The 20,053-nt window shown below is 53.7% G+C and carries 15 protein-coding genes, 2 tRNA genes and 5 rRNA genes (1 of these 22 only partly in view); 12 read left to right on the top strand and 10 right to left on the bottom strand.

Annotated features, from left to right (window positions below):
• Both AABB29_RS07070 and rrf (AABB29_RS07075) read left to right on the top strand, forming a co-directional pair.
• A 23S ribosomal RNA gene (locus AABB29_RS07070) occupies positions 1–1,982 on the top strand; it begins 852 nt to the left of the window's first position.
• A 76-nt stretch (positions 1,983–2,058) separates the two neighbouring features.
• Positions 2,059–2,173 (top strand): 5S ribosomal RNA (gene rrf, locus AABB29_RS07075).
• Between the two features lie 99 nt (positions 2,174–2,272).
• Here rrf (AABB29_RS07075) and AABB29_RS07080 read toward each other — a convergent pair.
• The 4 genes from AABB29_RS07080 to ftrA form a co-directional block, all read right to left on the bottom strand.
• Entirely contained in the window at positions 2,273–2,728 is a 456-nt protein-coding gene (locus AABB29_RS07080; RefSeq protein WP_373636844.1) for a DEAD/DEAH box helicase family protein, read from the bottom strand.
• Positions 2,729–3,085: 357 nt separating this feature from the next.
• Complete coding sequence (locus AABB29_RS07085; protein ID WP_341367602.1) at positions 3,086–4,672, bottom strand: IS66 family transposase; 1,587 nt, start codon at positions 4,670–4,672, stop codon at positions 3,086–3,088.
• 300 nt (positions 4,673–4,972) lie between these two features.
• A complete protein-coding gene (locus AABB29_RS07090) occupies positions 4,973–5,227 on the bottom strand; it encodes a transcriptional regulator (RefSeq protein ID WP_373636845.1) in 255 nt (84 codons plus the stop codon).
• A gap of 374 nt (positions 5,228–5,601) precedes the next feature.
• The gene (gene ftrA, locus AABB29_RS07095; RefSeq protein WP_341367601.1) at positions 5,602–6,588 is read right to left on the bottom strand and encodes a transcriptional regulator FtrA; all 987 of its coding nucleotides are present in this window, start codon (positions 6,586–6,588) and stop codon (positions 5,602–5,604) included.
• Between the two features lie 97 nt (positions 6,589–6,685).
• On the opposite strand from ftrA, the gene AABB29_RS07100 reads away from it, so the two are divergent.
• Entirely contained in the window at positions 6,686–7,063 is a 378-nt protein-coding gene (locus AABB29_RS07100; RefSeq protein WP_341367600.1) for a nuclear transport factor 2 family protein, read from the top strand.
• A 17-nt stretch (positions 7,064–7,080) separates the two neighbouring features.
• Positions 7,081–8,091: a hypothetical protein gene (locus AABB29_RS07105; protein WP_341367599.1), complete on the top strand. Its 1,011-nt coding sequence runs from the start codon at positions 7,081–7,083 to the stop codon at positions 8,089–8,091.
• A 176-nt stretch (positions 8,092–8,267) separates the two neighbouring features.
• On the opposite strand, the gene AABB29_RS07110 is transcribed toward AABB29_RS07105, so the two are convergent.
• The 3 genes from AABB29_RS07110 to AABB29_RS07120 form a co-directional block, all read right to left on the bottom strand.
• A complete protein-coding gene (locus AABB29_RS07110; RefSeq protein WP_341367598.1) occupies positions 8,268–8,690 on the bottom strand; it encodes a hypothetical protein in 423 nt (140 codons plus the stop codon).
• 20 nt (positions 8,691–8,710) lie between these two features.
• Positions 8,711–9,061 carry an IS66 family insertion sequence element accessory protein TnpB gene (gene tnpB / locus AABB29_RS07115; RefSeq protein WP_341367597.1) on the bottom strand — a complete coding sequence of 117 codons (351 nt, stop codon included), beginning with the start codon at positions 9,059–9,061 and terminating at the stop codon, positions 8,711–8,713.
• Positions 9,062–9,280: 219 nt separating this feature from the next.
• Positions 9,281–9,457 carry a hypothetical protein gene (locus AABB29_RS07120; protein ID WP_373636846.1) on the bottom strand — a complete coding sequence of 59 codons (177 nt, stop codon included), beginning with the start codon at positions 9,455–9,457 and terminating at the stop codon, positions 9,281–9,283.
• Positions 9,458–9,654: 197 nt separating this feature from the next.
• Here AABB29_RS07120 and AABB29_RS07125 point away from each other — a divergent pair, with 197 nt between their 5' ends.
• The 7 genes from AABB29_RS07125 to AABB29_RS07155 all read left to right on the top strand — a co-directional run bounded on the left by AABB29_RS07125 (position 9,655) and on the right by AABB29_RS07155 (position 16,552).
• Positions 9,655–10,149 carry an IS66 family transposase zinc-finger binding domain-containing protein gene (locus AABB29_RS07125; protein WP_341367595.1) on the top strand — a complete coding sequence of 165 codons (495 nt, stop codon included), beginning with the start codon at positions 9,655–9,657 and terminating at the stop codon, positions 10,147–10,149.
• A 586-nt stretch (positions 10,150–10,735) separates the two neighbouring features.
• Positions 10,736–12,199 (top strand): 16S ribosomal RNA (locus AABB29_RS07130).
• 168 nt (positions 12,200–12,367) lie between these two features.
• A tRNA-Ala gene (locus AABB29_RS07135) sits at positions 12,368–12,443 on the top strand.
• A gap of 3 nt (positions 12,444–12,446) precedes the next feature.
• A tRNA-Ile gene (locus tag AABB29_RS07140) sits at positions 12,447–12,523 on the top strand.
• 429 nt (positions 12,524–12,952) lie between these two features.
• A 23S ribosomal RNA gene (locus AABB29_RS07145) occupies positions 12,953–15,786 on the top strand.
• Positions 15,787–15,862: 76 nt separating this feature from the next.
• A 5S ribosomal RNA gene (gene rrf / locus AABB29_RS07150) occupies positions 15,863–15,977 on the top strand.
• Together the 16S, 23S and 5S rRNA genes with 2 tRNA genes alongside form the textbook arrangement of a ribosomal RNA operon.
• Before the next feature lie 119 nt (positions 15,978–16,096).
• Positions 16,097–16,552, top strand: a complete 456-nt coding sequence (locus AABB29_RS07155) for a hypothetical protein (RefSeq protein ID WP_341367594.1) — start codon at positions 16,097–16,099, stop codon at positions 16,550–16,552.
• On the opposite strand, the gene AABB29_RS07160 is transcribed toward AABB29_RS07155, so the two are convergent.
• From AABB29_RS07160 to AABB29_RS07170, 3 genes are read right to left on the bottom strand one after another with little or no spacing between them, the layout of a single operon-like run.
• Entirely contained in the window at positions 16,545–17,588 is a 1,044-nt protein-coding gene (locus AABB29_RS07160; RefSeq protein WP_341367593.1) for a succinylglutamate desuccinylase/aspartoacylase family protein, read from the bottom strand. The two genes, AABB29_RS07155 and AABB29_RS07160, sit on opposite strands and share 8 nt — an antisense overlap.
• A complete protein-coding gene (rimK, locus tag AABB29_RS07165; RefSeq protein ID WP_341367592.1) occupies positions 17,588–18,493 on the bottom strand; it encodes a 30S ribosomal protein S6--L-glutamate ligase in 906 nt (301 codons plus the stop codon). Before rimK ends, AABB29_RS07160 begins: the two co-directional genes overlap by 1 nt.
• Positions 18,490–18,936 carry a RimK/LysX family protein gene (locus tag AABB29_RS07170; protein WP_341367591.1) on the bottom strand — a complete coding sequence of 149 codons (447 nt, stop codon included), beginning with the start codon at positions 18,934–18,936 and terminating at the stop codon, positions 18,490–18,492. The genes rimK and AABB29_RS07170 overlap by 4 nt, the downstream gene beginning before the upstream one ends.
• Positions 18,937–19,093: 157 nt before the next feature.
• Here AABB29_RS07170 and AABB29_RS07175 point away from each other — a divergent pair, with 157 nt between their 5' ends.
• Positions 19,094–20,053, top strand: a complete 960-nt coding sequence (locus AABB29_RS07175; protein WP_341367590.1) for a zinc transporter ZntB — start codon at positions 19,094–19,096, stop codon at positions 20,051–20,053.

The following is a 20,053-nucleotide window of genomic DNA, read 5'->3' on the forward strand; positions in this document are numbered from 1 at the left end:
TTTAGGTAGAGCGTCGGACGAATACCCTCGGGGGTAGAGCACTGGATGGGTAATGGGGACTCACCGTCTTACTGATCCTAACCAAACTCCGAATACCGAGGAGTAATATCCGGCAGACACACAGCGGGTGCTAACGTCCGTTGTGGAGAGGGAAACAACCCTGACCTACGACTAAGGCCCCTAATTCATGGCTAAGTGGGAAAGCAGGTGGGACGACCAAAACAACCAGGAGGTTGGCTTAGAAGCAGCCATCCTTTAAAGATAGCGTAACAGCTCACTGGTCTAAATAAGTTGTCCTGCGGCGAAGATGTAACGGGGCTCAAGCCATGAGCCGAAGTCTAGGATGCACATAGTGCATGGTAGCAGAGCGTAGTGTGACATAACTCCATGCGTCCTTAGTGCCCTCGGGCACATTGGACGCGAGGAGTTTTCTGTGAAGCCGGCGTGTGAGCGATCCGGTGGAGAGATCACTAGTGAGAATGATGACATGAGTAGCGACAAAGAGGGTGAGAGACCCTCTCGCCGAAAGTCCAAGGGTTCCTGCTTAAAGCTAATCTGAGCAGGGTAAGCCGACCCCTAAGGCGAGGCCGAAAGGCGTAGTCGATGGGAACCAGGTTAATATTCCTGGGCCATGGAGTGGTGACGGATCTCGAAGGTAGTTCATCCTTATTGGATTGAATGGGCTGCTGAGAGGTTCCTGGAAATAGCCCTCCTATAAGATCGTACCCTAAACCGACACAGGTGGACTGGTAGAGAATACCAAGGCGCTTGAGAGAACCACATTTAAGGAACTCGGCAAAATACCTCCGTAAGTTCGCGAGAAGGAGGCCCGTTCAGTAGGCAACTATTGGGCGGGGGCACAAACCAGGGGGTGGCGACTGTTTACTAAAAACACAGGGCTCTGCGAAGTCGCAAGACGACGTATAGGGTCTGACGCCTGCCCGGTGCCTGAAGGTTAAAAGGAGGAGTGCAAGCTCCGAATTGAAGCCCAGGTAAACGGCGGCCGTAACTATAACGGTCCTAAGGTAGCGAAATTCCTTGTCGGGTAAGTTCCGACCTGCACGAATGGCGTAACGACTTCCCCGCTGTCTCAAATGTGGACTCAGCGAAATTGAATTTCCTGTCAAGATGCAGGATACCCGCGGTTAGACGGAAAGACCCCATGCACCTTTACTATAGCTTCGCATTGGCATCAGGCACAGTATGTGCAGGATAGGTGGTGGGCTTTGAAGCCGGGACGCTAGTCTCGGTGGAGCCTCCCTTGAGATACCACCCTTATTCTGCTTGATGTCTAACCGCGGCCCGTTATCCGGGTCCGGGACCCTGCGTGGTGGGTAGTTTGACTGGGGCGGTCGCCTCCCAAATTGTAACGGAGGCGCGCGAAGGTTGGCTCAGAGCGGTCGGAAATCGCTCGTTGAGTGCAATGGCAGAAGCCAGCCTGACTGCGAGACTGACAAGTCGAGCAGAGTCGAAAGACGGCCATAGTGATCCGGTGGTCCCGAGTGGAAGGGCCATCGCTCAACGGATAAAAGGTACGCTGGGGATAACAGGCTGATGGTGCCCAAGAGTCCATATCGACGGCACCGTTTGGCACCTCGATGTCGGCTCATCTCATCCTGGGGCTGGAGCAGGTCCCAAGGGTACGGCTGTTCGCCGTTTAAAGAGGTACGTGAGCTGGGTTTAGAACGTCGTGAGACAGTTCGGTCCCTATCTTCCGTGGGTGTAGGATACTTGAGAGGAGTTGCCCCTAGTACGAGAGGACCGGGGTGAACGATCCACTGGTGGACCTGTTGTCGTGCCAACGGCAGTGCAGGGTAGCTATGATCGGACAGGATAACCGCTGAAGGCATCTAAGCGGGAAGCCCCCCTCAAAACAAGGTATCCCTGAGAGCCGAGGTAGACCACCTCGTCGATAGGCCAGAGATGTAAGCGTAGTGATACGTTCAGTTGACTGGTACTAATGGCTCGATAGGCTTGATTTGATCCAGTAATAGTAAGACTGGCAGACAAGTGCACACATGTAGATGTGCTGACTTGGAACAGATGTTCTTTTTTTGGTTTGGTGATCATAGCGCGAGCAAAACACCCGATCCCATCCCGAACTCGGCAGTTAAGTGCCGCAGCGCTGATGGTACTGCGTCTTAAGGCGTGGGAGAGTAAGTCATCGCCAAACCTAAAAAGGAACATCTGTGTATCTCTCTTCGATGAACACACATCTCAAAAATTACCAAACATCCCACTTTTGTCGAAGCGGTTTGTCTGCCGTCAGCGCTTACGGATACAATATAGCGATTGACAAACTGGCGGACGACCTTGCCGCCCTAGAAAACAAGCCGTATATGCAGAACGACTTGCCGGTTTCGAAACCGTCGTTGGAGGAACTTCCACTAGTCCTTGTAGTATAGCTTAGACCACGTTTCTCTGCTTCGCGTGCGGTCTGTTCGACAAGGTCAATCGTACTACAGGCAAAGAGAACATTCTCTACGCCTTCATTGATAAGACTCTGGGCTACCATCAACCCCACAACGGACTTACCGGCGCCCGTGTTGAGAATTATCAGATTGTCATTATCCGTTCGCGCCCGATCCCACGCCGCGAGGGCATCCGCTTGCCCCTTCCAAAGATCGTTGGGAGCTCCTCCCGTATTCGGTGTCTTTTTGAATATCTCAATTGGGTCGGTTGGCGCTGACTTCGACTTAGGCCGAGACAGTTTTGAAAAGTCTACCATGATTTAAGTATTCTTTCGGTTGAGTCGTTATGCCCGTGCTGCACTCTAAGGCTGGGTGGAATTCAATCTTTTCCCGATCTTTGTTGCTGACCGTCCGCCCAAAAGGGCGCCCCTCAGTCTGGCGTGAGAAAATCGCGCGAAACAGTGCAAACGATCATTGGGCGCAAGGCACGCCACTTGATCAGAGCCGTCGTTAGCCCCAAAGCGCGGCGAATGTTCGCAATCCGCCCCTCTTGCAGCCGCCATTGATCACGACCACCGCTAAGCGATGGTCGTGATCCCCGCAGCAAAGTGATTTCAGCCCCTTGGTGCGGGGCTGAAATAATGTTCGAGTTAAGTTGGGTTCAGAATGTCAGATCATTCATCGTCATCTTTCTTCTTCTTGAACTTCCAGGGCAAAAGCTCGTCATACCGCGAAAACGGCAGCTTTTTGGCGACCTGTTCATAGAACCATGTGAGATACGCGACGATGTCGATGTTGTTCATCTCGCAAGTCCGGATGATGCTGGCGAAGGCCATCCAGACCTTGGCGCCAAGTTCACTGCCAGCGAACATTGCGTTCTTGCGCAGTAGCGCGATTGAACGCATGGCATTCTCAACGCTGTTGTTGTCGATCTCAAGTTCTCCATCTTCGAGGAAGAGCGTTAGTCCGGGATAGTGTTTGAGAAAATACCGGACAGCCTTTCCTGACATGGATGTCTTCTGCATCTTGACTGACAAATTCTCAGCCCAGGCTTTGAAGTCTTCGAACAATGGCCGGAGCTTTTGCTCGCGCAGTCTGCGCCGTTCTACTGGGGGCAACCCTTCGAACTGCCGTTCAATGCGATAGATCTTTTGGTACCGCTTGAGCGCCTCTTTCATGAAGTCGCATTTGAGGACCTTGTCAGCATCCTTGAACTTTCGCCGTGCGTGCGCATTGCAAAAGACAAGATCGACAGGGCCACCGATGCGATCAGCATCCGTAAGCCTGTTGTAGCCGGGAAAACCATCAACCATCGCCTTACCTGAAAACCCTTGGAGCATTTCTTCAGGGTAAACACCACTTCTTGATGGTGTCGCATCAAACACAATCGCTGCTGGCCCTTCGCTGTCCCAGCGTCGATCGTCGCGCAAGTAAGCCCAAGCCCAATATGTCGCCGTCTGCCCATTGCCAGGAGCGAGAACAGGAACCCGCGTTTCATCGAGGTCAATGGAATTCCCGGACTTAATGAAGTCCAGCATCTTGTCTTGCAGTGCGTACAGTGGTTCAGCATATGCGGTGGCGAGGCGTAACAGAGTGGCACGGTCTATGTCGATCCCGGCGCGGCGCATGCGCCGCGCTTGCCGATAGAACGGGAGGAAGTCGCAAAATTTACTGACGATGACATCAATCGCAAAGCTCTCATCGTACCGCGAGCCAGGGAACAATCGAAGCGGCGTCTTCGCGCTTCGGAAATGACCGCAGCAAAAGCATTTCAGATTGTGATAATGGCTGCGCCGCACGTACCAGGACGCTGGCTTGAAACAAAGAATTTCAGTTGTCCGGGGTTCGCCGATTGCCTTCATCTCGCCATCACACCCTGCCTGATCACATTTACCAGGCTCCGCATGATGATGGGCATTTTCCCGCATCAAGTTAGGCGGCAAGGGCTTTGGCTTTTTCTTGCCGCCTCGTTCCTTCTGTTCTTCCGTTTCGTCTCCCGCTCGGTCATTGTTTTGGTTCTCATCGCCCTCATCGGATTCGGGTTGATCATCCTCGGGCTGCGAGGGTGGATGTGGCTCCGCTGAAGGACCAAATTGCTCTTCGGCCAAACTCCCTGCGCGCTCGCGCGCTTGCTGTTCCTTGGCCTTCCAAAACGCAATCTCAGCCTCCGCTCCGGTCTTAAGATCAGAAACATTACCACCCGAGATATTGGGCGCCATGCTTTGTACTTTATCGAAGAAACTGGATAGCTCAGGCGACATGATCTGCCTCCTGCCCAGTTATTGGAGTAAACCGGCATAATATGATTGTCCGCTCGTCAGAACGGTTCGCGTCGGATAGCCACGCGGTAGTTGATCGGTGCATTGGATTTTCTCATCCCATGTTGGCTGCGGATGCAGCTGTTCTGGTCGCGCCCGACGGATCGGGCGCGTTTTCACTTGATTTTTGTCTGATGTGATGGGATGAGTTGAGGTGAAGTCGCGTACCAAAACGATCTTCCGAGGCTTGCTGGTACGTAATACCAGTAGGCCTCACCCAATCTGATGCCATCAGATTTAAAGCTAATCCAAGTTACTGACCTCGCTAGTTGTGACCGTATCTGGGAATACGTCATGAACCGGGCGGTTTAGCTTTCTAGCTATGGCAGCCTCGATTGTGGGAGATTTATTTCTTCGTTGAGAAACGTATGAGACTGCGGTTGGAGAAACTCCCAGCTCCGCGCTGATGGCTGACAATGACGACCCAGCAATTCTCAGGGCGCACTTCAATTCCTCATGACGTCGCATTTCTGCTCTCATCGCGGGCAAGCCTCTCATCGGTTGTATTTTCAACTACGATGAAAGAAGCATTTTCGAATCGGTCAGTCAAGACGGAGCACTTGCGCTAACTATATGTTTTTAAATGTAAAAATATCACATTTCTCACATTTCACCACCTTTATCCGCTTTGTGGAAAAACGTCCATTTTCTCGAAAATTTACAATAAGTCCCGCGTTGCTGCCGGTCGTACGGGTTCATGCTAGCGGCAGCTCTTAGCGACAGCCGCCATTAGTGCAGACTGCAGCTAATGACCGCAAAGAACCCAAAGTGCTTGATGCTGCACCTTGCATGAATGTCCGGATTGGTGATTTTGCACCCAAATGCGTTCTCGAAATCTGTGTTTCTGACCCCTACAAAGTGGTCCCGTTCGACTAACCGCGTAGCGGCGCACCCAATCGTTCTCGGTATCGCATGGGAGGAACACCCATTGTTTTTCGAAACTCTCTACGAAAAGTCTCTGCGGACCCGAAACCGCAGATTTCCCAAACATCTGTGAGTGGAATTGTCCCATTTTCTAGTAACTCGGCGGCTCGCGATACGCGTTCCATTTTTATCCAATTCAATGGTGTTGTGCCTGTTTCTTCATGAAACCGCCGGGCTAATGTTCGTCCGCTGGTCGCGGCAGCTCTGGCCATACGATCTACCGGCCATTCTTCGTCAATAGACGCGCGAATACGGTCCTGCAAAGCGGCAAGGCTCGACCCAACGCGGGCTTTCGGTTCGGGACGTGGCACGAACTGGCGCTGGCCACCGTCCCTTTGTGCCGGCAGCACCAGACGTCGGGCGACGGATGCAGCGACCTGCGCGCCAAAATCCTGTCGAATGATATGAAGCCCAAGATCGAGGCCGGCTGCTGATCCTGCAGAGGTGAACACGCGGTCCCCTTCGACAAACAAGACATCCGGATCGACGTTTATCTGTGGATACCGCTGCGCAAGTGTATCCGTGTAGCGCCAATGGGTCGTTGCAGTTTGCCCGTCCAAAAGGCCCGCAGCAGCCAGCACAAAAACGCCTGAACAAATGGACGCGACACGCGCGCCGTTGTCATGGGCCGCCCGCAGCGCCGCGCAGAGGTCTTCGGGCACAGGCGTGTCCGCGCCGCGCCAGCCCGGAACAATGATCAAACTGGCGTCTTTGAGCAGATCCAGATCATCTTGCGCATCAACAGTGATCCCACCGACCGCGCGAATGGGCCCTGCTTCGGCTTTGACGGTCGCGAACCTATACCAATTTTCAAATTCCGGTCTCGACAGCGCAAACAATTCAACCGCAATCCCGAATTCGAAGGTGCACAACCCATCATAGGCAAGGGCGCACACAAGGGGGTTCTTTTCAGGCAATGTGGCAAATTTTGTCATCTTGGCGGAATCCGACCGTATGTTGTCAATTTAGCCAGTATCGCGATTTCTGCGCCCATGGCAAGTCTGGGTCATCACATAGAAACGGAGACACACGATGACTTTTCAAACAGACCTTCTGGCGGCAATCGACATCTATTTTGACGCGATCCACGAATGCGATACCGAAAAACTGAACGCGGCCTTTCACCCGCAATCCAGCCTGTTTGATGCAGACAACGGCACCATCTTTGTCGAACCGATCGACAGCTTTAGCCAAGATGTGGCGGGTCGAAAATCCCCCGCCAGTGCCGGTCAGGCGCTGGAGGCTGAGGTCTTGATGATCGATTTTCTCTCCCCTCTCAGCGCGACCGTCAAAATCCGCATTCGGGCGCATCAGGCTGTTTTCCTCGACCATCTTGGGTTTGTGCGCGGCGAAGACGGCTGGAAGATCGTGTCCAAGATTTGGCACCTCGAACAGACCCTCGAAATTTGATTGATAGGCCCGATTTCATGAAAGATGTACTTTGCGCAATCACACTGGGTGTCGTGGCCTCTGCCGGGGCCGCGGAGACGGCGGGTCTTCGGCTTTGGGACGTCGAAATGCCCCATCACGACCGGACGGCTGGCGTGTCGATCTGGTATCCTGACGGGGCCGGGGGAGAGCCGCTTTTGTACGCGGACACCCCGGTTTTCTATGGCGTTGACGCCGCACTGGATGCCCCGGTTCAGGCAGGCACCTATCCGGTCGTTTTGTTCAGCCACGGCATGGGCGGCACCTTGCGTGCGCAGGCGTGGTTAGGGGCTGCGCTGGCCCAGCGGGGCGCGATTGTCGTCTCTGTCACCCACGCGAATTCAACATGGGGGGATTTCGACATGTCCGAAGGGGTCAAACACTGGACACGGGTTGCGGATATGTCCGCTGCACTTGATGCAGTGATCGCTGATCCTGACTTTGCAGACCACGTGGATTTGTCGCGTGTAATGGCCGCAGGGTTTTCATTTGGTGGCTGGACCGCGCTGTCTATGGGTGGGGTGTCTGGCAATCACGCGGGCCTTGTTGAGGCGTGCATGACCCATCCGCAGATGAACGCCTGCGATGTTTTGCTGTCCGACGCTGTACGGCTTCAAAATATTGATCGCGATGTGTGGAATGCGGATTACTCGGACCCGCGCGTGACCCATGTGGCCGCAATCGAACCCGGTCTGATATGGGGGCTTGAGGTCGCAGATGCGGGCGGCCTTGTTCCAGATGTTCTGATGATCGGATTGGGGGATAAGGGCGACCGGATGCAGGCGGCGGACTTTGATGTCAGTGGTTTGGCGGATTTGCTGCCCATTGCGCGGGTCGAACGTTACGCCCCTGCCTTCCACTTCACCGCGATGCCTTTGTGCAAACCGATGGCTGCCCAGATGCTTGCCGAAGAGGGCGACGATGCGATTTGCACCGATCCTGAGGGCACAAACCGTGAAGCCGTCCACGCTGCAATTGTTGATGCGATGGCACGAAGTCTTGGCCTATGAAACTTTCAGCCGTTCGCTACTGGCTAGCGAACGGACGTTCGTATTTTGAGGGTGCTTGACGCATCCATGGCTATTCATGCCAGCTGTCGTAAAAGCTCCCATTCCAGGATCATCTTGGGGAGATAGGGCTTTGGCAGAACTGATCGCGACAGCATCATCCCTTGAACTGAGAAATCTTACATCACCTGAACAACAAGGATTTTGCTGAAGTGCCGATCCATGCGCAAATTGACCAATTTTCGCTTCTTGAAGGGTGAAATCGTTTTGATCTCGACAAAGTCATTACCAAGCCGTCCGTCAGAACCTTGAGCGTTGAACCGATGTAAAGCGATACCATGGGCGACGGCCCCATAAAGCTCGCCAATGTCGCCGTAGATCTGAAGATGACGTTTGGTTTCTACGTTGCATGACGAAGCCGTTTGCAGCAGTCCTTGCAGTCCCGCGATGTAGGTCGGGTTGGCATCAGGGAAGTGGTTCCGGATTTGCACGGCATGCGCCCGATCATTGATGTCACCCCAGCTAAGCCATTGGTTTGAAGTCCAGGCGGGTTGGCTTGTCGGATCTGTCAGTTCTGCTGGCACCAACACATGACGGTTCATGTCAAATATCCATGAGCCATTTATACGACCGCCGGTCGGCGGGTATGCCGCAGGACCACGCGCTGCCAGTCTAGGCCCTCGAAAAGCGCCTCAAACTGGGATCGGTTGATCGTGATGACCCCATCCGTCATCTGTGGCCAGACAAAGCCTGCTCCCTCAATCCGCTTGTACGTCATAACAAGCCCGGTCCCGTCCCAGACAATCAGCTTCAGCCGATCTGCCCGTTTGGAGCGAAAGATGAAGATCGCCCCGCTGAACGGATCGAGATCAAATTCGTTCATGACGATTGCTGCGAGGCCATCCATGCCTTTGCGGAAATCAACCGGCTTTGACGCCATATACAGTTTGAAATTACCCGATGGGGAAATCATGCGCTGCCCTCAACAGCCAGGATAACCTTAATCAGGTCATCGACTGGATACGTATCAGGGAGCGCAACATCGACGCCCTTGGTGTGAATAAGGATCTGTTCGCGATCAGTTTCGGGGCTTGCGGAATGCTCTTGTTCCTCGACGACGATTTCCGAGAAGATGTGTTCTTCACAACGCGCTTTTCCTTTCGTGCCAACGCGTCGAACATCCGACCGCCATTTATAGACGAGCGACTGGGAAACGTTGCAAGTTTTCGACATCGCTGACGGCCAGTTCGCCGCTGTCGAGCCTGTCTTTGACGAACCGTTTGAAGCTGGGTGGCCAGACACGCCGACCGCCTGCGTGCACTTCTATGGTGAAGCCGTAGACTTCGAAAGATTGAGGGAATTTTTCCATATCTGCCGCCTCGTCTGGTTTTGCGGCAGTATGTCATGACCGGCACGACCGTGTCAGAGGCTGATTAGGGGGTCAGATGCAACGCTTACGGACCTTCTTGGCCAATCTGATGCGATACCCGCACGGACTTTTTCCGCGCGTCTAAGTGCAGTTTTCAGTGCCTGTTGCTGAAATTAGGCTTCGTAGATAGGCGTTTCATGTTTGATTTGCTTGGCGATCTCAAGATGAGGTGCGCTGTTTGGCGCTTCAGGGCTCGGTTAAACAAGAGCCGGGACATGCAGTTTGGGCAATCCAGCGAGAAAGTCAAAAACGAAAAGACGAAAGATGATGATGGGGTTGACTCGGTTGGAATACCAACAGACGGGTCCAAGTTGAATTCAGGTGGAGCGAAAGCGCAACCCGAAGCAAACAAACCGAAACCGCGAGGTATGCTTGGTCGTCAGGCTGTTGAAATTCCCGCGCATCTCCCCCGCAACAAGTTTACTATCTCGCCATCAACCGGGTCGGTTTGCGAGTGCGGTTGTGGGATGGCGCTGATCGGCGAACAAACCATTGAACGGCTGACATACAAACCGGCTGAGGTACGTGTCATCGAAGAACGCTACCCCAAATATGTCTGCCGGAATTGCGACCGTCTAGTTCAGGCACCCGTTCCCAATCCGAGGGAGTCTTGTGGGAGACTCTGTGGATAACCCAAAATCTTGTGTGTTCCGTTTCCATTCTGCCTAAGAATATTGCGACAGGAACCTGCTTTGCTGACCGTAAATTGCCGTAAGCCCGCTAAAACATGAGAAAAATCGGGCCTGTCATAAAAAATGCATCTTTTTTAAAAAAAAGGGGTTGCGGGTATCACCCACTAACCGTAGAACCCCCCCTCACCGGCGGCGCTAACGTGCTCCACGGGGCGCCAGACGGGCCAGACAGAAGCGGAAACGCAGACAGACGGTAACGAGGCGGAACGAAAAAATTGAGATACTACAGGCCGGGCGCGCCAAGAAGTTAGGGCGCATCTAGCGTGTTTTTGTCTCTACGCTGTTTGAAATTGATATATCTGAAGAGATATGTGGGCGGTTTGGTTCAGTTCGATGGATCAGACGTCTGTATATCAACGCTCTTAGGTTTCGGCCGATGATGGAGTGTCAGCTTCACTGTTTGGCGGCTTTCGGTTTCTGATGAAACCTAAAGCACAACAAACAGAGAAACGCCACATGATGTCAGTAATGTCATGTGGTGATGTGCAGAGGTTCGAACGTCAAGGATAACCAAGCAATTGGTTTTCAACTTGAGAGTTTGATCCTGGCTCAGAACGAACGCTGGCGGCACGCCTAACACATGCAAGTCGAGCGCACTCTTCGGAGTGAGCGGCGGACGGGTTAGTAACGCGTGGGAACATACCCAACACTACGGAATAGCCTTTGGAAACGAAGAGTAATACCGTATACGCCCTTCGGGGGAAAGATTTATCGGTGATGGATTGGCCCGCGTTAGATTAGATAGTTGGTGGGGTAATGGCCTACCAAGTCTACGATCTATAGCTGGTTTGAGAGGATGATCAGCAACACTGGGACTGAGACACGGCCCAGACTCCTACGGGAGGCAGCAGTGGGGAATCTTAGACAATGGGCGAAAGCCTGATCTAGCGATGCCGCGTGAGTGACGAAGGCCTTAGGGTCGTAAAGCTCTTTCGCCAGGGATGATAATGACAGTACCTGGTAAAGAAACCCCGGCTAACTCCGTGCCAGCAGCCGCGGTAATACGGAGGGGGTTAGCGTTGTTCGGAATTACTGGGCGTAAAGCGCGCGTAGGCGGATTGGAAAGTATGGGGTGAAATCCCGGGGCTCAACCCCGGAACTGCCCTGTAAACTATCAGTCTAGAGTTCGAGAGAGGTGAGTGGAATTCCAAGTGTAGAGGTGAAATTCGTAGATATTTGGAGGAACACCAGTGGCGAAGGCGGCTCACTGGCTCGATACTGACGCTGAGGTGCGAAAGTGTGGGGAGCAAACAGGATTAGATACCCTGGTAGTCCACACCGTAAACGATGAATGCCAGACGTCGGGGGGCTTGCCCTTCGGTGTCACACCTAACGGATTAAGCATTCCGCCTGGGGAGTACGGTCGCAAGATTAAAACTCAAAGGAATTGACGGGGGCCCGCACAAGCGGTGGAGCATGTGGTTTAATTCGAAGCAACGCGCAGAACCTTACCAACCCTTGACATCCTGGGACCGCTAGAGAGATCTAGTTTTCACTTCGGTGACTCAGTGACAGGTGCTGCATGGCTGTCGTCAGCTCGTGTCGTGAGATGTTCGGTTAAGTCCGGCAACGAGCGCAACCCACATCTTTAGTTGCCAGCAGTTCGGCTGGGCACTCTAGAGAAACTGCCCGTGATAAGCGGGAGGAAGGTGTGGATGACGTCAAGTCCTCATGGCCCTTACGGGTTGGGCTACACACGTGCTACAATGGCATCTACAGTGAGTTAATCTCCAAAAGATGTCTCAGTTCGGATTGGGGTCTGCAACTCGACCCCATGAAGTCGGAATCGCTAGTAATCGCGTAACAGCATGACGCGGTGAATACGTTCCCGGGCCTTGTACACACCGCCCGTCACACCATGGGAGTTGGTTCTACCCGACGACGCTGCGCTAACCCTTCGGGGAGGCAGGCGGCCACGGTAGGATCAGCGACTGGGGTGAAGTCGTAACAAGGTAGCCGTAGGGGAACCTGCGGCTGGATCACCTCCTTTCTAAGGATGTTCCTAGTCAAGATTGTTCGCAATCTTCGTGGAACACTTAGCAAGATCGGCATTCAAAGCCGGTCATATTCAGGCACTTCTTCCTTGGAAGTGACCTAGAGCCAGGCCGTCCTCATATCTCTTCAGTTTATGTTCCGCTTTGAGTGGAACGCACCTAAAGGGGCGTTAGCTCAGCTGGGAGAGCACCTGCTTTGCAAGCAGGGGGTCATCGGTTCGATCCCGATACGCTCCACCAGATGGGTCGGTAGCTCAGGTGGTTAGAGCGCACGCCTGATAAGCGTGAGGTCGGAGGTTCAAGTCCTCCTCGACCCACCATCTACGTTCAAGCTATGTTTGAACGCGGCGGCAATTGATTGTGAAGCAATCAATGAGAGCCGTTTACGGTTAGATCGCTAAACAACACTGGTTGTTTAGCCGTCCAACTGGACGCAGGGCCCGCGAGTTTCCTTCGGAAATTCGCTACACCCTGTCGGAGAAGTCTTTGACTTCACCGTAATTGACATCGTTAAGAGAGATACAAACATCAGAATAGATGGTTGTCCAAGTAGGGATAACCAGTTGGTTCGACCAGCAAATCTATTTTGTTCCAAGTCAAGTACACTAACCGGAACAGAAGTAATTCTGTTCGAACAGTGTTTGTTGCGAACCAGCGGCAAGCACTGCAATGTATGCATTTTGATCTTAGAATGGGTTTAATACACAAAAGGGCCCATTCATTGAAAAAGCCTTGCTTTTTCTGGATCAAATCAAGCGCGAAAAGGGCGTTTGGTGGATGCCTTGGCAGTAAGAGGCGATGAAAGACGTGATACTCTGCGATAAGCCATGGGGAGCTGAGAATAAGCTTTGATCCATGGATTTCTGAATGGGGCAACCCACCTGATACTTTGTTATTATTGCCGCTTCGGTGGCAGCTAATAATAAGGTAAAACAGGTATTTATAACCTGAATACATAGGGTTATAAAAGCAAACCCGGGGAACTGAAACATCTAAGTACCCGGAGGAAAGGAAATCAATAGATACTCCCCTAGTAGCGGCGAGCGAACGGGGACCAGCCGAGCTGTGAGTGTGATTAGAATGGTCTGGAATGACCAACCATAGTGGGTGACAGTCCCGTATAGGAAGCATGATCAGACGTATTAAGTAGGGCGGAACACGTGAAATTCTGTCTGAACATCGGAGGACCACCTTCGAAGGCTAAGTACTCCTTACTGACCGATAGCGAACCAGTACCGTGAGGGAAAGGTGAAAAGCACCCCGACGAGGGGAGTGAAACAGTACCTGAAACCGAACGCCTACAATCAGTTGGAGGGCCCTTGAGGCCTGACAGCGTACCTTTTGTATAATGGGTCATCGACTTAGTGTATCTAGCAAGCTTAAGCCGTTAGGTGTAGGCGCAGCGAAAGCGAGTCTTAATAGGGCGACTGAGTTAGATGCATTAGACCCGAAACCGAGTGATCTAGGCATGTCCAGGATGAAGGTTAGGTAACACTAACTGGAGGTCCGAACCCACACCTGTTGAAAAAGGTCGGGATGAGGTGTGCCTAGGGGTGAAAGGCCAATCAAACTCGGAGATAGCTGGTTCTCTGCGAAATCTATTTAGGTAGAGCGTCGGACGAATACCCTCGGGGGTAGAGCACTGGATGGGTAATGGGGACTCACCGTCTTACTGATCCTAACCAAACTCCGAATACCGAGGAGTAATATCCGGCAGACACACAGCGGGTGCTAACGTCCGTTGTGGAGAGGGAAACAACCCTGACCTACGACTAAGGCCCCTAATTCATGGCTAAGTGGGAAAGCAGGTGGGACGACCAAAACAACCAGGAGGTTGGCTTAGAAGCAGCCATCCTTTAAAGATAGCGTAACAGCTCACTGGTCTAAATAAGTTGTCCTGCGGCGAAGATGTAACGGGGCTCAAGCCATGAGCCGAAGTCTAGGATGCACATAGTGCATGGTAGCAGAGCGTAGTGTGACATAACTCCATGCGTCCTTAGTGCCCTCGGGCACATTGGACGCGAGGAGTTTTCTGTGAAGCCGGCGTGTGAGCGATCCGGTGGAGAGATCACTAGTGAGAATGATGACATGAGTAGCGACAAAGAGGGTGAGAGACCCTCTCGCCGAAAGTCCAAGGGTTCCTGCTTAAAGCTAATCTGAGCAGGGTAAGCCGACCCCTAAGGCGAGGCCGAAAGGCGTAGTCGATGGGAACCAGGTTAATATTCCTGGGCCATGGAGTGGTGACGGATCTCGAAGGTAGTTCATCCTTATTGGATTGAATGGGCTGCTGAGAGGTTCCTGGAAATAGCCCTCCTATAAGATCGTACCCTAAACCGACACAGGTGGACTGGTAGAGAATACCAAGGCGCTTGAGAGAACCACATTTAAGGAACTCGGCAAAATACCTCCGTAAGTTCGCGAGAAGGAGGCCCGTTCAGTAGGCAACTATTGGGCGGGGGCACAAACCAGGGGGTGGCGACTGTTTACTAAAAACACAGGGCTCTGCGAAGTCGCAAGACGACGTATAGGGTCTGACGCCTGCCCGGTGCCTGAAGGTTAAAAGGAGGAGTGCAAGCTCCGAATTGAAGCCCAGGTAAACGGCGGCCGTAACTATAACGGTCCTAAGGTAGCGAAATTCCTTGTCGGGTAAGTTCCGACCTGCACGAATGGCGTAACGACTTCCCCGCTGTCTCAAATGTGGACTCAGCGAAATTGAATTTCCTGTCAAGATGCAGGATACCCGCGGTTAGACGGAAAGACCCCATGCACCTTTACTATAGCTTCGCATTGGCATCAGGCACAGTATGTGCAGGATAGGTGGTGGGCTTTGAAGCCGGGACGCTAGTCTCGGTGGAGCCTCCCTTGAGATACCACCCTTATTCTGCTTGATGTCTAACCGCGGCCCGTTATCCGGGTCCGGGACCCTGCGTGGTGGGTAGTTTGACTGGGGCGGTCGCCTCCCAAATTGTAACGGAGGCGCGCGAAGGTTGGCTCAGAGCGGTCGGAAATCGCTCGTTGAGTGCAATGGCAGAAGCCAGCCTGACTGCGAGACTGACAAGTCGAGCAGAGTCGAAAGACGGCCATAGTGATCCGGTGGTCCCGAGTGGAAGGGCCATCGCTCAACGGATAAAAGGTACGCTGGGGATAACAGGCTGATGGTGCCCAAGAGTCCATATCGACGGCACCGTTTGGCACCTCGATGTCGGCTCATCTCATCCTGGGGCTGGAGCAGGTCCCAAGGGTACGGCTGTTCGCCGTTTAAAGAGGTACGTGAGCTGGGTTTAGAACGTCGTGAGACAGTTCGGTCCCTATCTTCCGTGGGTGTAGGATACTTGAGAGGAGTTGCCCCTAGTACGAGAGGACCGGGGTGAACGATCCACTGGTGGACCTGTTGTCGTGCCAACGGCAGTGCAGGGTAGCTATGATCGGACAGGATAACCGCTGAAGGCATCTAAGCGGGAAGCCCCCCTCAAAACAAGGTATCCCTGAGAGCCGAGGTAGACCACCTCGTCGATAGGCCAGAGATGTAAGCGTAGTGATACGTTCAGTTGACTGGTACTAATGGCTCGATAGGCTTGATTTGATCCAGTAATAGTAAGACTGGCAGACAAGTGCACACATGTAGATGTGCTGACTTGGAACAGATGTTCTTTTTTTGGTTTGGTGATCATAGCGCGAGCAAAACACCCGATCCCATCCCGAACTCGGCAGTTAAGTGCCGCAGCGCTGATGGTACTGCGTCTTAAGGCGTGGGAGAGTAAGTCATCGCCAAACCTAAAAAGGAACATCTGTGTATCTCTCTTCGATGAACACACATCTCAAAAATTACCAAACATCCCACTTTTGTCGAAGCGGTTTGTCTGCCGTCAGCGCTTACGGATACAATATAGCGATTGACAAACTGGCGGACGACCTTGCCGTACCACAAGATCGCTTCGATCAGGCTGAAAGTCGATATCAGGATTTTGGCGAATTCCTACACCGCGCTGACTCTAAAGTACGCGACTTCGATCCTGAAGTTTACGTCCAAGGTTCCTTTGCTTTGCCCCGCTGCCGGTGGTGTCTTTGACCGTATCCTGCAGATTCCGACACTTCCCTGGATGCATGGTACGCTGACACTGATCATGTTGGATGCATTCGATGATTTGATTGGTGATGTGCACCAATTTGATGCGCTTGGGCCAATTGATCACACGGTCATGCTGCCTTCGATGAATAACCGTTTGTTAAACGAAGGTGACCTAAAGCGCCACTACTACACTGTGCTTCGCGCATGTGCGGCTTTGGGCATGATCTCGGGGCGTGGCGTTCCTTATCGCGACCGCAATGGACCGATGACGATCAGATAATCTCGTCTTCATAAAACAGCGGATCATCCGAAAGTTGGCTAGCATGTTCGTCCATCTTGCTTTCGGCCTCTTTCAGCGATCCAACGCGGGCCAGGTGGAAAACCGCATCACCTTCATTGACGACAGGCATGACCGCCCGCCCGACGATGATGCCGCCAAAAGGGGCCTTGATGTCGCGTTCTTCTTCACCAAACGGATCAGCCACCGACCCCAGCACGTCGTTTTCCCGCACAAGATCACCGTCTGTTCGAAAGCTGCGAAACAAGCCGCCCATTGGCGCGCGCAACCATTTGCTGGACGGGCAGAATTGCGGCGGGGCTTTCGCAGGGCCAACACCCTTGCCCGGTATCATATCGCGCGATTTCAGCACCCGTAATATGCCAACCAGCCCGGCCCGCACCGATGTTTCGTCAAACCGCAGACCTTCGCCAGCCTCAAACAACAGCACCTTCGTTCCCAGATCATCAGCGGCCTTGCGTAGCGATCCATCCCGCAATGGCGATTTCATGATGATCGGGGCGCCGAACACCTCGGCCAGTTTGCGCATATCGCGATCCCCGGGTGTCACGCGAATTTGCGGATAGTTTGTCCGGTGAATAGCGGCCGAGTGCAGGTCGATACCCAGGTCCGCTTTCGCGACAATCTCGCTTAGGAACAGATGTGCCAGACGCGCCGCAAGCGACCCACCTTCGCTGCCCGGAAAGCAGCGGTTCAGGTCCCGCCTGTCGGGCAGATATCTGGATTTGTTGATAAACCCGAAAGAGTTAACGATAGGCACAACGATCAGTGTGCCCCGCAACCCCCGCAGCTTCGGCGAACCGAGCAGCCTGCGCACGATCTCGATGCCAATCACCTCATCCCCGTGGATGCCTGCACTGACAAAGACGGTCTGACCGGCCTCTTTGCCATGAATGACATGGGCTGACATCGTCACCGGCGTGTGGTCGGACAACACACTGACGGGCATATCGACCGTCAAACGTTTTCCGGCAGGAACAACCGTGTCGCCGATGGTGAAACCTTGTCTTTTTGTCACTAGCCTTTGCCCTTGGTCTTTGTCGCCCCGGGTTTGGCGTTCTTTTCGATGAACTCGATAATCTTGCCCGCGATATCGATGCCCGATGCCTTTTCCACGCCCTCCAGACCGGGTGAGGAATTGACCTCCATCACCACCGCTCCGTGATTGGCGCGCAGCATATCAACCCCGCACACATTCAAGCCCATCGATTTGGCGGCACGCACCGCCGTTGACCGTTCCTCAGGTGACAGTTTGATGATCTTGGCCGACCCGCCCCGATGCAGGTTTGAGCGGAATTCGCCCTCAGCACCGGTGCGCTGCATGGCGGCCACGACCTTGCCACCAACCACAAGCGCGCGGATATCGGTGCCGCCCGCTTCCTTGATGAACTCTTGCACCAGGATGTTGGTTTTGGTGGCGCGAAATGCCTCAATCACCGATTTTGCGGACCGGTCCGTATCGGCCAAAACGACGCCCAAACCCTGTGTTCCTTCAAGCAGCTTGATGACCAAAGGCGCGCCACCGGCCAGTTGCAAAACCTCTTCTGTCTGCTTTGGATCATGCGCGAATGTTGTCACGGGCAAACCGATCCCATCGCGGGCCAAAAGCTGCATCGACCGCAGCTTATCGCGCGACCGGCCAATCGCCACGCTTTCGTTCACAGGATAAACACCCATCATCTCAAACTGGCGCAACACGGCCATACCGTAGAACGTGATCGAGGCGCCGATCCGTGGAATGATCGCATCATAGCCTTCCAGCTTGTCCCCATTATAATAAATCTCGGGGCGTCGTGAGGCGATATTCATGTAACAGCGCAAGGTGTTGATGATGTCGAGCTGATGCCCGCGCGCTTCTGCGGCCTCGACCAATCGCTTGTGGGAATAAAGCTCTGGATTGCGGGCGAGCATACCGATTTTCATGACGTCTCCTTTGACCGCTTGGGTCTGGTGGGGGTCGTTAGGTTTCGTTTGCAGGGATCAACAAGGATCGGATGCCGCCGCAAGGCTGTGCGTCCGACGATCATACGAAACTTCATTTCCGAGCGTTCCGTCAGCGAGAGGTCGATCTTCCAAAGGTGCGTGGCGATGCGAAATTTGGTTCGGATCACAACCCGGGTTTCCGGCACACCGCTTGTGTTCGTAATCTGCCGACGATCATGGATCGGGCATTCGACGTCCGTGTCATGGGCATCATCATCAAAACGGGTATGAAACCGCACCCACTGCGCATCATCCCGTTCAAATTCAACGATATCCGTCGCGTGCAGCGCGGATGTCCGCGCGCCCGTGTCAATCTTGGCTTTCAGATTAGTAAGGCCGAGCAAGGGCAAATCCACCCGTTCCTGCCAACCGATAACGAGCATGTCGCGAATCCCTATGATGCTTTCCAATGATTATGAAACCTTCGGCAGCCAAACACCATCGGCAAGCTGCCCCATGGGCTGAGTGCACGTCATTCCAGTGCCCTGCGCGCGCGTTTAGTGTTTGGATTTGACTTCGTTTTGACCATAGGTTGACCGGATGGACATGCAAACTATCACGCCAATAGCGGCTTTCGATGTAGAAAAAGGCAAGGCGACAGCGATCAGCGGCCCCTTGGATCTGAACACCGGCCAGGGCTACCGTTGGATACACGTGGCCTCGCAAGACGAAGCGCTGCGCCCATGGGCGAAAGACCATCTGCCAGACATCGCCGCGCGTGCGCTTTGGCAAAGCGAAACACGCCCGCGTTGCGAGCGATTGGACAATGGGCTGATCCTGAACTTGCGCGGCGTCAATCTGAACCCGGAATCTGACCCCGAAGACATGGTGTCACTGCGCATGTGGGTCACCGACCGCGCGATTGTCTCGGCGCGCGTCCGTAAGGTTTGGGCTTTAGATGCAATCCGGCAATCCGCCGAAGCCGGGCTGGCCCCCGAAACCGTCGGCAAGTTCCTGGCCGAACTCACATACGGGCTGACAAACCGCATTGAGACCGTTTCGCTTGGACTGGAAGAAGAAACAGATGCGCTGGAAGAAGCGGCTGCAGAGGGCGAGCGTTTGCCTGCTGGCAAGCTCGGCGATATCCGCCAAGCTGTCATCAAGATGCGCCGGTTCATCAATCCACAACGTGAAGCGATATCCATGCTAGCCGCATTGGAAAACTGGATCATTGCACCGGACGAATTGGCGCTCTTGCGTGAGACGGCGAACCGCACCCGGCGCATCGTCGAGGAACTGGACGCCACCCGCGACCGGCTGTCCGCATTGCAGGACCATATCGATGCGGACCGCGCCTACGCTCTCAGCCGCAACAGCTACGTGTTGTCGGTCGTGGCCGCGATCTTTCTGCCGCTTGGGTTTCTGACCGGACTCTTTGGGGTCAATGTGGCCGGGATGCCAGGGACGACGGCCCCATACGCGTTTTGGGCGCTGACCGGGGTGTCGGCCATAAGTGGATTGGCGCTGTTTCTGATATTCAAATTTGCAAAGTGGCTTTGA

The sequence above is a fragment of the Yoonia sp. BS5-3 genome (assembly GCF_038069655.2).
Taxonomy (GTDB): domain Bacteria; phylum Pseudomonadota; class Alphaproteobacteria; order Rhodobacterales; family Rhodobacteraceae; genus Yoonia; species Yoonia phaeophyticola.